15 protein-coding genes and 2 rRNA genes are annotated in these 14,418 nt (G+C 61.1%); 7 read left to right on the plus strand and 10 right to left on the minus strand.

Features of this window, described 5'->3' with window-relative positions; genetic code table 11:
- Both Q7F16_RS12115 and rrf read left to right on the plus strand, forming a co-directional pair.
- Window positions 1-99, plus strand: a 23S ribosomal RNA gene (locus tag Q7F16_RS12115); the annotation flags it as partial.
- 155 nt (window positions 100-254) lie between these two features.
- Window positions 255-370: ribosomal RNA gene (gene rrf / locus Q7F16_RS12120) — 5S ribosomal RNA — on the plus strand.
- Between the two features lie 118 nt (window positions 371-488).
- On the opposite strand, the gene Q7F16_RS12125 is transcribed toward rrf, so the two are convergent.
- Both Q7F16_RS12125 and Q7F16_RS12130 read right to left on the minus strand, forming a co-directional pair.
- Window positions 489-890 carry a lysozyme inhibitor LprI family protein gene (locus Q7F16_RS12125; protein WP_046065889.1) on the minus strand — a complete coding sequence of 134 codons (402 nt, stop codon included), beginning with the start codon at window positions 888-890 and terminating at the stop codon, window positions 489-491.
- A gap of 90 nt (window positions 891-980) precedes the next feature.
- Window positions 981-2,231 (minus strand): IS256 family transposase, encoded by a 1,251-nt coding sequence (locus tag Q7F16_RS12130; RefSeq protein WP_014335942.1) that lies wholly within the window; start codon window positions 2,229-2,231, stop codon window positions 981-983.
- A 173-nt stretch (window positions 2,232-2,404) separates the two neighbouring features.
- On the opposite strand from Q7F16_RS12130, the gene Q7F16_RS12135 reads away from it, so the two are divergent.
- Entirely contained in the window at window positions 2,405-2,863 is a 459-nt protein-coding gene (locus tag Q7F16_RS12135; protein ID WP_046065890.1) for an SRPBCC family protein, read from the plus strand.
- Window positions 2,864-3,323: 460 nt separating this feature from the next.
- Here the strand turns inward: Q7F16_RS12135 and Q7F16_RS12140 are convergent, their stop codons facing one another.
- On the minus strand, window positions 3,324-3,743 hold the full coding sequence (locus Q7F16_RS12140) for a hypothetical protein (protein ID WP_046065891.1): 420 nt from the start codon (window positions 3,741-3,743) through the stop codon (window positions 3,324-3,326).
- Between the two features lie 178 nt (window positions 3,744-3,921).
- On the minus strand, window positions 3,922-4,869 hold the full coding sequence (locus Q7F16_RS12145; protein ID WP_046065892.1) for an AraC family transcriptional regulator: 948 nt from the start codon (window positions 4,867-4,869) through the stop codon (window positions 3,922-3,924).
- A 201-nt stretch (window positions 4,870-5,070) separates the two neighbouring features.
- Here Q7F16_RS12145 and Q7F16_RS12150 point away from each other — a divergent pair, with 201 nt between their 5' ends.
- Together Q7F16_RS12150 and Q7F16_RS12155 are read left to right on the plus strand one after the other, a co-directional pair.
- A complete protein-coding gene (locus Q7F16_RS12150; RefSeq protein WP_409556172.1) occupies window positions 5,071-5,808 on the plus strand; it encodes an SDR family oxidoreductase in 738 nt (245 codons plus the stop codon).
- Window positions 5,809-5,837: 29 nt separating this feature from the next.
- Entirely contained in the window at window positions 5,838-6,095 is a 258-nt protein-coding gene (locus Q7F16_RS12155) for an Atu4866 domain-containing protein (RefSeq protein WP_014337384.1), read from the plus strand.
- 149 nt (window positions 6,096-6,244) lie between these two features.
- Here the strand turns inward: Q7F16_RS12155 and inhA are convergent, their stop codons facing one another.
- The gene (gene inhA / locus Q7F16_RS12160) at window positions 6,245-6,931 is read right to left on the minus strand and encodes an isonitrile hydratase (protein ID WP_409556173.1); all 687 of its coding nucleotides are present in this window, start codon (window positions 6,929-6,931) and stop codon (window positions 6,245-6,247) included.
- A 99-nt stretch (window positions 6,932-7,030) separates the two neighbouring features.
- Between inhA and Q7F16_RS12165 the strand changes: the two genes are divergently transcribed.
- Window positions 7,031-8,023, plus strand: coding sequence for a GlxA family transcriptional regulator (locus Q7F16_RS12165; RefSeq protein ID WP_186652521.1), 993 nt, complete (start codon window positions 7,031-7,033; stop codon window positions 8,021-8,023).
- On the opposite strand, the gene Q7F16_RS12170 is transcribed toward Q7F16_RS12165, so the two are convergent.
- Together Q7F16_RS12170 and Q7F16_RS12175 are read right to left on the minus strand one after the other, a co-directional pair.
- On the minus strand, window positions 7,992-8,894 hold the full coding sequence (locus tag Q7F16_RS12170; protein WP_409556174.1) for an alpha/beta fold hydrolase: 903 nt from the start codon (window positions 8,892-8,894) through the stop codon (window positions 7,992-7,994). The genes Q7F16_RS12165 and Q7F16_RS12170 overlap by 32 nt on opposite strands.
- Window positions 8,895-8,922: 28 nt before the next feature.
- Window positions 8,923-9,300 carry a hypothetical protein gene (locus tag Q7F16_RS12175; RefSeq protein ID WP_046065895.1) on the minus strand — a complete coding sequence of 126 codons (378 nt, stop codon included), beginning with the start codon at window positions 9,298-9,300 and terminating at the stop codon, window positions 8,923-8,925.
- Between the two features lie 550 nt (window positions 9,301-9,850).
- Between Q7F16_RS12175 and Q7F16_RS12180 the strand changes: the two genes are divergently transcribed.
- Entirely contained in the window at window positions 9,851-10,216 is a 366-nt protein-coding gene (locus Q7F16_RS12180; protein ID WP_409556175.1) for a DUF6124 family protein, read from the plus strand.
- Between the two features lie 146 nt (window positions 10,217-10,362).
- Here Q7F16_RS12180 and Q7F16_RS12185 read toward each other — a convergent pair whose 3' ends face one another.
- From Q7F16_RS12185 to Q7F16_RS12195, 3 genes are all read right to left on the minus strand, one after another.
- Window positions 10,363-12,186 carry a glycoside hydrolase family 15 protein gene (locus Q7F16_RS12185; protein WP_409556176.1) on the minus strand — a complete coding sequence of 608 codons (1,824 nt, stop codon included), beginning with the start codon at window positions 12,184-12,186 and terminating at the stop codon, window positions 10,363-10,365.
- On the minus strand, window positions 12,179-12,979 hold the full coding sequence (locus tag Q7F16_RS12190) for an SDR family oxidoreductase (protein WP_409556177.1): 801 nt from the start codon (window positions 12,977-12,979) through the stop codon (window positions 12,179-12,181). Before Q7F16_RS12190 ends, Q7F16_RS12185 begins: the two co-directional genes overlap by 8 nt.
- 242 nt (window positions 12,980-13,221) lie before the next feature.
- Window positions 13,222-14,355: a cupin-like domain-containing protein gene (locus Q7F16_RS12195; RefSeq protein ID WP_409556178.1), complete on the minus strand. Its 1,134-nt coding sequence runs from the start codon at window positions 14,353-14,355 to the stop codon at window positions 13,222-13,224.
- Window positions 14,356-14,418 lie beyond the last annotated feature (63 nt).

The following is a 14,418-nucleotide window of genomic DNA, read 5'->3' on the forward strand; positions in this document are numbered from 1 at the left end:
CTGAAGGGCCGTCGAAGACTACGACGTTGATAGGCAGGGTGTGTAAGCGCTGTGAGGCGTTGAGCTAACCTGTACTAATTGCCCGTGAGGCTTGACCATATAACACCCAAGCAATTTGTGAACTCGAGAGAGACCAGATTGCGGTGTGTGAAGACGAAACGAACCGAAAGTTCGAATCTCACAAAACACCGAAGCTATCACATACCCAATTTGCTGAAGCGAGGCCCACGGGCCGCGACTCAGTACCCGAATTTCTTGACGACCATAGAGCATTGGAACCACCTGATCCCATCCCGAACTCAGCAGTGAAACGATGCATCGCCGATGGTAGTGTGGGGTTTCCCCATGTGAGAGTAGGTCATCGTCAAGATTAAATTCCGAAACCCCTATCTGCTGACGCAGGTAGGGGTTTTGTTTTTTCCTGCAATAAAAAGCTTTGGCCAAAAAAAGGATGACCTGTAGAGGTCATCCTTTTTACATCCGGGCCCTTAGACCTCGGGTACTGGGCAGCTCAGATCCCCTTCCTTGCACTTGAGATAGGTCTTGAATGCCTCGACCCGGGCTTTCGTCTGGGCGGTGATGCAATTGCTGTAGATCAGCGGATAGACGCTGCCGCCCTCGACTCCGGAGGCGGAGAAATTGCATTCGGCATCACGGAAACCTATCCAGGCACGCTGCGCCTTGACCAGCATCTGCTTGGCCTCCGGGTTGTCCTTCAGGCGTGCGGTGATCTGCTTGTACAAGCTGTTCAGCTCGTTGTCGGCGGCCTTGTTTTCTTTGGCTGCGCATTGGTTCATTTCGCCTTGAGTGGTGGCGTCGGCGCAGTCGTCGGCCTGGGCAACAGTGACGAAAAGCAGCGGCATCAGGGCCAGAAGCAAGCGCGAGGACATGTTTGGTCTCTCCTTGAGGGGGTTGAAAAGGGACTGTCAGATTTTTTGTGTGCGGGCCGGTAACGGCCTGCCACCAGGCAGGACGTGCTTTTACCAGGTCGGCCTGATAAATCGATCTCCATACAGAATCGCGAATTGATTCATCGCACTCTTCCAGTCGTGGGCCGCTGAGCCCCAGTTTGCCGTGATATTGCGCAACCCAAGCCAGATCAGTTTCGTTGCCGCATCATCGGTCGGGAAGTGGCCGCGGGTCTTGATGATCTTTCGTAGCTGAGCGTTGATGCTCTCGATTGCGTTGGTCGTATAGATCACTTTTCGGATCGCCGGCGGGAAAACGAAAAATGGAATCACTCGATCCCAAGCGCGCCGCCAGGCCGCCACTACCGTTGGGTATTGCTTACCCCATGGCCCGCTTTCAAACGCATCCAGCGCCTGTTCAGCCGCTTCGGCGGTGATTGCTTGGTAGATCGGTTTGAGCGCCTTGGCCAGTTCGCGACGCTTATCCCAGGCCGCGTAATCAAGGCTGTTGCGGATCAGATGAACGATGCATGTTTGCAGTGTCGTGTCTGGAAACACGGCGGTGAGGGCTTCTGGCATACCTTTGAGACCATCGGTCACGGCAATCAGTACGTCCTCGACACCGCGCGTCTTGAGGTCGTTGAAAACCTTCATCCAGAATTTGGCGCCCTCGGTGTTTTCGATCCAGATGCCGAGGATATCGCGCGTCCCGTCAGGCAAAACACCCAAGGCCAAGTAGATCGCTTTGTTGCGAACCAGACCCTCTTCGCGGATTTTGACCCGCAGGGCATCGAAGAAAATAACCGGATACATCGGCTCCAAGGGCCGCTGTTGCCAGGCGCCGATCTCTGCCATGACCTCGTCAGTTACGGAACTGATGAAATCAGGCGAAACGTCTGTACCGTATTGCTCGGAGAGAAATGCACGGATCTCTCTGACAGTCATTCCACGGGCATACATGGAGATGATCTTGTCGTCGAAACCGGTGTAACGACGCTCGTGTTTGGGAATCAGAATGGGCGAAAAACTGCCGTCCCGGTCGCGAGGGATATCTAGCCGGATGGGGCCATCACCGGTCAGAACCGTCTTGCCGCTTTTGCCATTACGCTGGTTGGTTTCATCCTCTGGGCGCTGCGCGCCCGGCGGATAGCCCAGGTGATGGCCCAGTTCGGCACTCAGGGCTCGCTCAATCAACGCCTTCTTGAACGCCGCTGAAGCGTCCTCGATGGCTTCAGCGGTCATCATTCCGCCGGAGAACTGTTCGAGCAACTCTTTCGGGATTTTCGGTAGTTCTCGTAGCGCGGGTTTCTTTTTGGTCGGCATACATGCACCTCTTACTCATGTTATGCCCGAACACAAAATTTCTGACACCCCCGTTGAAAACGCCGGGTGAGTTTACATCGCTCCATGCAGTTTTAAAGAAGGCGATCCTGATACAACTTTCTGGTTGGCCTTGTGGTCTTACAAGCCTACTGTTGAAACACAGGAGGTGACCCATGCATTCATCCGACCGCATTGAAAGAAAGATCCTGCTCAAGGCTTCGCGCTCTCATGTCTGGCGAGCCCTGGCCAATGCCGAAGCTTTCGGCCAATGGTTCGGTGTCGCCCTTGAGGGGAAACGGTTTGTGGCAGGGGAGCGTACCCAAGGGCAAATCACTTACCCAGGTTACGAACACCTCATCTGGGACGTAGCGGTGGAGCGGGTGGAGCCCGAGCGGGTCTTCTCGTTTCGCTGGCACCCGTACGCTGTCGAGCCGCAGATGGATTATTCCCAAGAGTCCGAAACCCGGGTGCAATTCGAACTCGAAGACATGGACGGCGGCACCTTACTCAAAGTCGTGGAGTCAGGTTTCAACAAAATTCCTGAAGCTCGCCGGCTCAAGGCTTTTCGCATGGACAGTCGTGGCTGGGACGAGCAGATGGCCAACATTGAAGCGTTCCTGAGCAAGTCTTGAGCTTGGCTGCTGAGGGGCTAAGGGTTTTCGGAGGGGGTGGTATAGCGAATGTCTTACACGAGATGGTAGCTATGTCGTCTATTTCGTTTTGGATCCGAGGCGTAATCTGGACTCATCCACTGAAGCACAGGAAGTGCTCAGGATCAGGGACGATCGACCTTGCAAGGAAAGCTATCGACAGGGAGTCGTAATGGTCTTGGAAAAACCCGCTTCGGCGGGTTTTTTTTCGCCCGTAAAAAATCCGGGAAGGTCATATAGCGAAACGCTTACACACCGTTGCTGCTTTCTCGTCTTTTTCCACGATACCGATGGGCCTAATCTATGTTCATCCACTGGGTACAGGGAGTGCTCGGGGTCATGGATGATTGGACCAGGCATGGAATGCCGGACAGGGAGTCAAATTGGTCCTCAAAAAACCCGCCTAGGCGGGTTTTTTTTCGTCTGTGAAAAAGTGGCCTGATCATGCCAAGTGCCGGGTAATGGTGCGGTCGGAGCCATCGGCAGCCAAGGTCTGGCCTCCCGGCGTCCGGTCCGCGCCATCGGCAGCGAGAGTCTGACCCCCAGGCGTCCGGTCCGCGCCATCGGCAGCGAGAGTCTGACCCCCAGGCGTCCGGTCCGCGCCATCGGCAGCCAGGGTCTGGCCCCCAGGCGTCCGGTCCGCGCCATCAGCAGCCAGGGTCTGGCCCCCAGGCGTCCGATCCGCACCATCGGCAGCGAGAGTCTGCCCTCCAGGCGTCCGATCCGCGCCATCAGCGGCCACAGGCTGTTGGTAATCGCCAGCCTGGGTAAAGAAACGGTCTTGTTGCTGGCTCGGCAGGGCAAACGCACTGACGCTCAGGGCGAAGGTGGTAACGGCAATCAAGGTGTTGAACGTTTTCATGGTAAAGACTCCGGTCATATCAAGGGTTGAGTGCCGGGTCGTTCAGATGTCGTGATCTGCTGAACCCGTTGCAGCGGCGACGGTTGTCTTGCTGCATGGGTTCAGATTAGGGGCGAGGCGGGGGCGGGCGTTAGACGGATACTGTTCTGGTTTTGCCTGATCCTGTTTGTGTGCAGGATCAGGCGCTACTGGCTTGCAGCGCCTGGGCACGCAAACGAGCGATATCCTTGCTCGGGGAGGCGCCAAATAGACGGCTGTATTCACGGCTGAACTGCGAAGGGCTTTCATACCCCATCTTGTAACCGATTGACGAAACGTCGCTGTTCTCTGCCAACAGCAACCGTCGGGCTTCCTGCAAGCGCAGTTGTTTCTGGTATTGCAGCGGGCTCATGGCGGTCACGGCTTTGAAGCGGTGATGCAGCGCCGAAGGGCTGAGATTGATCATTTGTGCCAGGCTGTCGATGCTCAGCGGTTCGGCGTAGTGGGTATTGAGCCACTCGATGGCACGGCTGATGCGATGGGTCTGGGTGTCGGGAATGGCGATTTCGTGCAAGCGCTGGCCTTGGGTGCCACGCAGCAGCCGGTAGAAAATCTCCTGCTGGGCCAACGGCGCGAGGGTGGCGATATCGTCCGGGCTGTCCAACAGCCGCAACAAGCGCAATAGCGCGTCGAGTAATGGCGTATCGATACGGTCCAGGAACAACCCGCGTCCGGTTCTTTCGGCCGGCACGCCGATAGGGCTGGCGTCGGCAATCAGGCGGCAGATCTGAGCCGGGTCGATATCGAGGCGGATGCACAGGTAGGGGCGCTCCGGGCTGGCTTCAATCACCTGGCCGGCCAGCGGCAGGGTCACCGAGACGACCAGATAATTGAGCGGGTCATACACGTAGCATTCGTCCGCCAGGCGCACTTCCTTGCGTCCCTCGATAATCACGCATAAACCAGGCTTGTGCACGGTGTGCAGGGCTTCGGTCGGCTGGTCGCTACGGATCAGGTGCAAGGCCTCGATGGCCGTAGGGTGGACGCCGTATTCCGGCGCAAAGCGCTTCATCAGGCTCGCCAGTTCGGCGCGGCGCTGGCTGACGCCGTCGTCTGGCGCAATGTGGATGGACGTGGATACCGACATGCCGATCAATCTCCCAGGCCAAATTGAGTGGACCGCGCTAGTAAAGCCGATTGCGCGGCTGTCGGCCAGAGTCGGTTTTATCGCCACAGGATCGTGCAAGTGCGCAGGAGGATCCGGCTAACCCAGACAAAGGTCGGTTCCCTAATCTGGACCTGTCAAAACGCTCCCACCGGGGCAACACATCCAGACGAGGGAACCATCATGTCCGATATTCAAAACAAAGTAGTGGTCATCACCGGCGCCAGCAGCGGGATTGGTGAAGCAGCGGCGCGGTTGCTCGCGGCTCGCGGTGCCTGTGTCGTGCTTGGCGCCCGGCGCATCGATCGTTTGCAAACACTGGTGCAGGAACTCGAAATCATCGGCCAGCAGGCGGTCTGCAAAGCCGTGGACGTGACCCGCCGTGAGGATGTCCAGCAACTGATCGACTTTGCTGTCGAGCGATTCGGTCGGGTCGACGTGATCATCAACAATGCCGGGGTCATGCCGCTCTCCAAGCTCGAGGCGCTGAAAGTCGAGGAGTGGGACCGCATGATCGACGTCAACATCCGTGGCGTGCTCCACGGCATCGCCGCCGGCCTGCCGCTGATGCAGCGCCAGCGCAGCGGCCAGTTCATCAACATCGCCTCGATTGGTGCCTACGCCGTCAGCCCGACGGCCGCCGTGTATTGCGCCACCAAGTACGCCGTGCGGGCGATTTCCGAGGGTTTGCGCCAGGAAGTTGGGGGTGATGTGCGCGTGACGGTGATTTCCCCTGGCGTGACCGAATCGGAACTGGCCGAGAGCATTTCCGATGAAGGTGGCCGTGCCGAAATGCGCGAGTTCCGCAGGATCGCCATTCCCGCCGAAGCCATCGCCCGGGCAATCGCCTATGCCATCGAACAACCGGCGGATGTGGACGTCAGCGAACTGATCGTGCGGCCCACCGCCAGCCCGTTCTGAACCGCGGTTTACCAGACAGGAGATGCCCTATGAGAAAGGCCTTTGGAGACCAGGACAAATTTGTCGGTCTGTGGGTGACGGCTGATGGCGTGATTCGCCATCGGCTGCTGCCGGGCGGACGCTATGACGAAGCGCGAGGTTTGCGTGAAAGCGCTTACCAGGGCGACTACTGGTTACAGGACGACCATATCGAATACCACGACGACACCGGTTTCACCGCCGATGGGGATTTTCGTGAGGGTGTGCTGTATCACGCGGGGATGGTGTTGTATCGCCAGGAAGGGTGATGAACCCACGGTTGGCTGTGTGGGAGCAAGGCTTGCCCGCGATAGAGGCGATGCGGTCTTTCAGAAATCGAGGCGCCTGTTTCGCGAGCAAGCTTTGCTCCCACAGCACAGCACAGCACAGCACAGCACAGCCTGGCTGGGACTTAGCGTTACGCCAGTTCCAACCGCGCCGCAGCACGTTGGGCGATCTGCGAGCGCACCCGGAACGATTCTGCGGTACGCCGGTGGGCTTCTTCCAGGACGCGCGTCGGTGCGGTGTCCGGGCTGCCGGCGTTGAACGGCGGGGCAGGGGCGTATTCGAGCTGCAGTTGGACCAGTTCGGCGGTGTCCTGGTCGAACAGTTCGGCCGCCAGGGTCAAGGCAAAATCGATCCCGGCCGTGATGCCGCCACCGGTGAGCAGGTTGCCATCGCGGACCACGCGATCCTTGACCGGTGTCGCGCCCAGGGTTTGCAGCAGGCTGTGATAGGCCCAATGGGTGGTGGCGCGCTTGCCTTGCAACAGGCCCGCCGCACCCAGCACCAGCGAACCGGTGCACACGGACGTGATGTATTTCGCCTCGGCGGCCTGCCGCTTGATGAAGGTCAGCGTCTGCTCGTCTTCCATCAGGGGCCCGACGCCGGTCCCTCCGGGAACGCAGATCACGTCGAGCTTCGGACAGTCCTCGAACGTGGTGGTGGGCAGCAACACCAGCCCGGTGCTGGCAGTGACCGGCGCCAAGTCCTTCCAGATCAGGTGGACCTTCACGTCTGGCAACGAGGCCAGTACGTCATAAGGGCCGGTCAGGTCCAACTGCTGGACTTGGGGGAATAACAGCAAACCGATCTGCAGCGTCATGTCGCGTGCTCCTTTGGATGATGCCCGAGGGGTGGACGGTTTTACTTTAGATCCGTAGGCTCTGGCGTATACGCCAATAAACCCACGAATCACGCCAATATGCCCAACCCACCGAAAACCGTTCATGTGCTGGCCTTCGCCAACGTGCAAGTGCTGGATGTCACCGGGCCTTTGCAGGTGTTTGCCTCGGCCAACGACCTGGCCCGCCAGCAAGGCCTGCCGTTGCCCTACACGCCCAAGGTCATCGCTGTGGGTGGCGGGGCGGTGATGTCCTCAGCGGGGTTGGCGCTGTTAGCCGAGCCGCTGCCGAGCGAAGGCAGCGACACGCTGTTGATCGCCGGTGGCTGGGGCGTGTACGAAGCGGCGAAGGATCCGGCGCTGGTGGCCTGGGTCAAGGAGCACGGCCTGCGTTCACGAAGGGTGGCGTCGGTGTGCACCGGGGCGTTCCTGCTGGCCGCCAGCGGTTGGCTGGACGGGCGGCGCGTGGTGACACACTGGACCCGCTGCGAACAACTGGCCGAGCAGCATCCGCAGTTGCGGGTCGAACCCAACCCGATTTTCATCAACGACGGTCCGGTCTGGACCTCGGCCGGGGTCACGGCCGGCATCGACCTGGCCCTGGCGCTGGTGGAGGAAGACCTGGGCCGCGCGGTGGCGCTGGAGGTCGCCCGGCACCTGGTGGTGTTTCTCAAGCGTCCCGGCGGGCAATCGCAGTTCAGCGTGACGTTGTCGCTGCAAAAGCAGGGCAGTCGGTTTGATGACCTGCATGCCTGGATCGCCGAAAATCTCACCCGTGACCTGGGCCTGTCGAGCCTGGCCGCCGAGATGGGCATGAGCGAACGCAGCTTTGTGCGGCACTACCGCGCCGACACCGGCCAGACTCCGGCGCGGGCGGTGGAGTTGATTCGCGTGGAAACCGCTCGCCGCCTGTTGTCCGACACCGCTGTGTCGATCAAGCGGGTGGCGGTGCAATGTGGCTTCGGCAGTGAGGAAACTCTGCGCCGCAGCTTTTTGCGGGCCATGGGGGTGACGCCACAGGCCTATCGCGAGCGGTTCGCCGTCAGCCCTCAAGCAGATCCAGCAATGCCTTGAGCGTCGCCTCGGGGGCTTCCTGTGGGATGTTGTGGCCGACACCGGCCAGCACGCGGCGCTCGTAAAAACCCGTGAAACGTTCGACGTCTTCATCGTGTTCCGGCGCGGGTCCCACGCCGTCGTCGGCACCGCACAGGGAAATGCTCGGCACGCTGATGGCCGGTTGTGCCACCAGCCGTTCCTCCATCCACTCCAGCGTCGGGTCACCCGGTGCGTACATGAAGCGATGACGGTAGGAGTGGATCACCACGTCGACGAAGTCCGGGTTGTCGAAGGACATGGCGCTGAGAGGGTACAGTTCGGCGCCACGTTTCCAGGTCGGAGACCACAGGCGCCAGAGCAACTCACACAGTTCACGTCGGTTCCGGGTCAGGCCCTCGACGCCCCGGGCCGTGTGGAAATAGTACTGGTACCACAGCCGATGTTCGGTTTCCGGGTCCAGCGGCTGCGTGGAACGGGGAATATCCTGCAGGTTGTAGCCGTCGCCGGTCACCAGGCAGCGAACGCGCTCGGGCCACAGCGCTGCGACGATACACGCCGCCCGACCACCCCAGTCGTAGCCGCACAGCGCCGCCCGAGGGATGGAGAGTGCGTGCATCAGGTCTAGCAGGTCCTGGGCCAGCGCCGCTTGCTGGCCGGAGCGCAGGATGGTCGGGTTGTTGAACCGGGTCGGGCCGTAGCCGCGCAGGTAGGGCACGATGACCCAGTAGCCGCGCTCGGCCAAGGCGGGTGCAACATCATCGAAAGCCCTGGGGTCGTAAGGAAAACCGTGCAGCAGGATGATGGGTTCGCCGCTGGCGGGACCGTGTTCTTCGTAGGCGATGCGCAACAGCGGCGTCACGGCGAAGTTGACCTTGGGATCGAGGTTCATGTTGGCCTCCGGCATTGCCCGATTGCGGTCAGGCGGGTTCCTGGTTCACGTATTTGGCCCGATCCGGCGTGAACGTCACGATCATGTTCGTGCTGGAGCAGGTGAGGGTGCGCTCCTGGGTCAAGTCGATGTCCAGGTCTTCACCGCGCAGCCCCTGCCATTGGGCGAGGTACTTGAGACAGCCGAATTTTTCGTTTTTCTTCAGGCTGCGGCTGACGCCACCTTTCCAGCCCAGTACCGGCAACTCACCGGCCAGGCAACGTTGCGCCAGTTCGGGAAACTTCACCGCGCGGTCGCGGCCGATTTCCCAGCATTTGATCAGGCCCCGGTCCTGGCCCTCCCAGAGGTCTTCGCGGGTCAGGCCTGTTCGGGGTGGGGTGGTGATGGGGCGTTTGATATGGGTCATGTCAGGTCCTTGAGTCGGGTTTTTATCGGGCAGCTCCGCTGCACCCGTGAGAGCATCGATCTTAGGAGGGGTTTGGGGGGCTGGCAACTCGAAACGGGACGTCACGATAAATGGGAAGCGGGTACTGCAATGCTCTTGTGGCGAGGGAGCTTGCTCCCGCTGGGTTGCGAAGCGACCCCCTTGTGTCAGGGAAATTTTGCGCCTGCTGCGCAGTCGAGCGGGAGCAAGCTCCCTCGCCACGCGGTTGTGTTCCTACAAAAAAATAGGCGAACCGGAATTTTCTGACGAGTCGCGGCGGTTGCCGGTTAGGAAATAGCGGGGATAGGCTTTGCTCGTCGCTGCAAAATCAGCGACTGGGTTTGGTCGCCCGGGTTTAGAATGGCGCACGATGCCGCGCGAGCGGCTGTCTGCTTTATGGCTGACTGTGCGTGGGAGGGCTTCGGGCCCTGCCGGGTTTCCATTCCCTGGTCGACCAACCTGCGTACAGTTCGCCACCCCTCTGCTTGGTCGCGGAAATGGCGAACTCCACTTTCGAATGGAGATTCACATCATGGTCAAGATCACCCCCAACCCTCCACGCGCCGAAGACCTCTCTGCCTACACCACCCTCGATTCAAAAAAACTCCGCGAAGCCGCCGATCGGGCGTTGAATATCCATTTGTCGCCCACCCCGCCCAAACCCGACACCCAGGACGGCCAGGTTTTCACCGTGGTCTCCGGCCTCAACACCGAATCTGTGCTGACCACTCTCAGCGAAACCCTGGCCTCGGCTGATGCGCTGGTCAGTGACCTGACGTTCGATCTGGAAGGTTCCCGGCGGCATGTTGCGTTGGGGATTCAGCAGTTGATCGAGCTGGCCAAATTGTTGGCCAACCGTGCGTTGGATGACCTCGAACTGGCTGAGTCGACACAATAGCCAGTACACCACTTTCCCTGTGGTGAGGGAGCTTGCTCCCGCTGGGTTGCGAAGCGACCCCAAGATTTTTGCGCCTGCTGCGCAGTCGAGCGGGAGCAAGCTCCCTCGCCACAGGGGGCCGCGTTCAGGCTGAAGGGCAACTCAGCTCACGGCTGCCAATGAGTTTTCTCCCCGCTCAACTTGCGATCCAGGAAGCTCGCCGCGCTGATCAGCGCCAGGTGGGTCAGGGCTTGGGGAGTGTTGCCCAGGTGGTAGCCGTGGCTGTCGAATTCTTCGGCGTAGAGCCCCAGTGGGTTGGCGTAGCGCAGCAGTTGTTCGAACTCCAGCTGGGCTTTTTCCACGCGGCCGGCGCGGGCCAGGCATTCGACGTACCAGAACGAGCAGGCCGCGAATGAGCCTTCGATGCCGCTGAGGCCGTCGATGGGGCTGTCGTCGTTGCGGTAGCGATAGACCATGCCGTCGCGCACCAGGTTTTTTTCGATGGCATCGAGTGTCGAGAGCCAGCGCGGGTCGCGGGCGCTGACGAAGCGCACCAGCGGCATCAACAGCATCGAGCCGTCCAGGGCGGTGCTGCCCAGGCGCTGGATGAAGTGCTGGTGTTCGTCGTTCCAGAAGTTTGTCCAGATGTCCTGGTAGATGGCCTGGCGCGTCTCGTCCCAGCGGGCGAACGGGGCGGGTAGGGAGCGTTTTTCGGCCAGGCGGATGGCGCGATCGACGGCGACCCAGCACATCAGCCGCGAATGCAGAAAATGCTGTTTGTCGCCGCGCATTTCCCAGATACCCACATCCTTGTCCTGCCAGACCTTGCACACTTGGTCGACCACATCGACAGTGTGTTTCCAGCCTTGATGGGAGATGGCTTCGCCGTATTTGTTGACCAGGTAGACCGCGTCCATCAGCTCGCCGAAAATGTCCAACTGCACCTGTTGGTAGGCCAGATTGCCGATGCGTACCGGTCGCGCATTGCCGAAGCCGCTCAGGTGTGGCAACTCGGTTTCCGGCAGCTCCAGTCTGCCGTCCAGGCCGTAGAGGATGTTGAGTTTGGTCGGCTGATCGCAGCAGTCGCTGACTCGCCCGCGCAGCCAGCGCATGTAGGCATTGGCTTCTTCGACGAAGCCCAGGCGCATGAACGCGTAGACGGTGAACGAGGCGTCGCGGATCCAGGTGTAGCGGTAATCCCAGTTGCGCTCGCCGCCGCGGGTTTCCGGCAGGCCGAAGGTGGCGGCGGCGAGGATGGCGCCGTGTTTGCGCGAGGTCAGCAGCTTCAGCGCCAGGGCCGAGCGGTTGACCGTTTCCCGCCAGCGTCCCCGGTAGGTGGACTGGGCGATCCAGCCGCGCCAGAACGCCAGGGTGCGTTCCAGGCAAATCGCGCTGACATCGTCCTGTAGCCGCGGGTCGTCGATGCCACCCAGCAGGAATTCGGCGCTCTGGCCCTGCGCCAGGGTGAATTCGGCCATCGCCGCATTGCCGTCCAGCGTCATGGGCTGGTCGGAGCATAAGCGCAGGCTCGGTTGCCCCGGCGCCTCGAAACAGATGTGGGCAGCGTCCTGGCGCGCAGTGGTGGTGGCCCGGGCGTAGTCATGCCGCACCGCGCAGCGCATGCGAAACGTCGCGCTGCCGACGGTCATGTGCACTTTGCGCATCAGCACCGGTAAATCATCCTCGCTGTCGCCGATGGGCAGCAGGTCGGTGACTTCCACCACGGCGCCGTCGCTCAGCCAGCGGGTTTGCAGCACGTTGGTGTCGGGCAGGTAGATTTGTTGGCGGCGGGCGTTCGGCAGGTCTGGTGCGAGTTGGAAAATCCCCGCTTCCGGAGTGTCCAGCAGCGAACAGAAGATCGACGGGCTGTCGAATTCCGGCCAGCAGAAAAAGTCGACACTGCCTCGGTCATTGACCAGCGCGGCACTGCGCATGTCGCCGATGATGCCGTGGTTCTCGATGGGGCTTTGCGGTTCGTCATGATCAGCCATTGCCGCGAAACCCCGGATAAAGGCTCATCCCGCCATCGATGAACAGCGTGGTGCCCACCACATAATCGGACAAGTCCGAGGCCAGCCAGACCACCGCGTTGGCGACGTCCTCCACAGCGCCGACGCGACCGTAAGGAATCAGCTCCAGCAGTTTCTGTTCCTGCTCGCCTTCGGTGGCGTCCTGGTTGATGGCCGTGCGGATGGCGCCGGGGGCGATGCTGTTGATGCGGATGCGTTGGTGGCTGGTTTCCTGGGCCAGGCTCTGCATCAGCAGGTCGACCCCGCCCTTGGATGCGGCGTAATTGGCGTGGCCCGCCCAGGGAATGCGCTGGTGCACCGAACTCATGTGGATGATCTTGCCCGCGGCCCGGGACACGCCGTGGCGAATGCCCTGGCGGGTGAAAATCCGCAGGGCGGCGCGAGCGCAGAGGAACTGGCCGGTGAGGTTGGTGCCGATCACGGTGTTCCAGTCTTCCAGGCGCATGTCGACGGTGGCGGCGTCTTTTTGCAGGCCGGAGTTGGCGACCAGGATGTCCAGCGCGCCAAACGCTTCGAGGGTCTGGGCGAACAGCCGCTCGACGTCCGGCTCCTTCGACACATCGGCCCCGACGGCGATGGCGCGGCCGCCGGTGGCGTTGATTTCACGGGCCAGCGCTTCGGCCGGGACGGCGCTGGAGTGGTAGTTGAGCACCACCGCGGCCCCCGCGTCTGCCAACGCCCTGGCCGCGCCTGCGCCAATGCCGGAGCTGGCGCCGGTGACCAGGGCAACCTGTCGGGCGAGGGATATCTGCATGGTCTAGCACCTTGAAGGGAGGGCCTTACCTGCTGACTGGCGTGAGGCGTGCAGAGTTCATTTGGGTGAAGCGGTCTTCATATTCCAGGTCCAAACACAAACCTGTGGCAAGGGGACTGTGGGAGCATAGCTTGCTCGCGAAACAGGCGACTCGATTTCTGAAAGACCGCATTGCCTTCATCGCGGGCAAGCCTTGCTCCCACAATCCTCCAGCCACAAAGAATGTTGCTTCAGGTCGGTTGTTACCAACCCCGCCCCGAATTCACCCAGAAATTCACCGACAACGACGTCGACACCGACTCCACCTGATGGAACCAGCCTTCCGGCAAAAACAGCAAATCTCCTGCCTCCAATGTCACGCGCATGAAGGTCACGTCGCGGGCGTGGGGGAAGCGTTGGTAGTCCGGCGCGTCCGGGTTGAAATCACAGCCGTCCAGCCCGCCTTGGGGCGCGGTGGACCAGGTGCCCAGGGCTTCGCGGTGGTGAGGCGCGGCGAGGGTGAAGGTTTTCTGGCCCCAGACCTGGGCGAACAGGTTGTCGGTGTCGTCGCGGTGCAGCGGCGTCAGGGTGCCCTTGGGGCCGATCCAGATGCGCGGCGGGATGAACAGCGAGGGGTCGAAGTAGGGCGGGTACTTGATCTGCTCCATCAGTTGGGCCGGCAGGATGTTGTTGCCCATGTAGGCCGGTGGTTCGCCGTCGGCGCCCTTGGTCGCCGGGCTGTCGAGGGAGGCGATGAAGTCGGCCATGGACGTGGAGCGGAAATCCCGCTCGGTGGAGAAGGTCTTCTTCACGTAGTCGCCGTGGCGGGTGATGCCTTGCAGCTCGGCAAAATGCACCAGGGATTCTTCGCGGCTGAGCTTGAATAACGGCCAGTCCTGCAAGGCATCGCTGATGACCAGCGGAATGCCGTGGGGCAGATAGCGCGCTTGAAACTCCTGCACCGACAGCCCGCTGCGGGGGCGACGCTCCACGCTGCGTTGGATCGGCAGGCTGGCGGTGAGTTTTTCGCTGAAGCGCGACGGGGTGGGGTAGCGCTTGTTCATGTCGACCTTTTCCACCACGCCACCGCCATGCCGGGCATGGTCGATGATCTGCGGCAGCAACGTCGCCAGGCCCATGTTGCCGCCGATCTTCAGGCGCCCGCTGGCGAACAGTTCCTCGACATTGGCCATGCCGGCCATGATCCCGAGGAAATCCTTCTCCGCTACCTCGATGGTGACGTCGGGGCTGGTGTGGCGGCCCGCCTCGGTGCGGCTGCTGGCCTTGACCTCGGACCAGTACGCCTGGTGCGGGCCGAACACGAATTGGAAGACGCCTTCGATACCAACGGCGCCGGCATTGGCGAACAGCTTGCCCAGGATGGTTTGCAGGTCCACGGCGGTCACTCTTGCGGGTTTTTGGTCTTAGCAGGTAACGAGGGCCTGGATCAGAAATTTAGG

It is taken from the genome of Pseudomonas sp. Lb2C2, assembly GCF_052112205.1.
In the GTDB taxonomy this organism is placed as follows: domain Bacteria; phylum Pseudomonadota; class Gammaproteobacteria; order Pseudomonadales; family Pseudomonadaceae; genus Aquipseudomonas; species Aquipseudomonas kilonensis.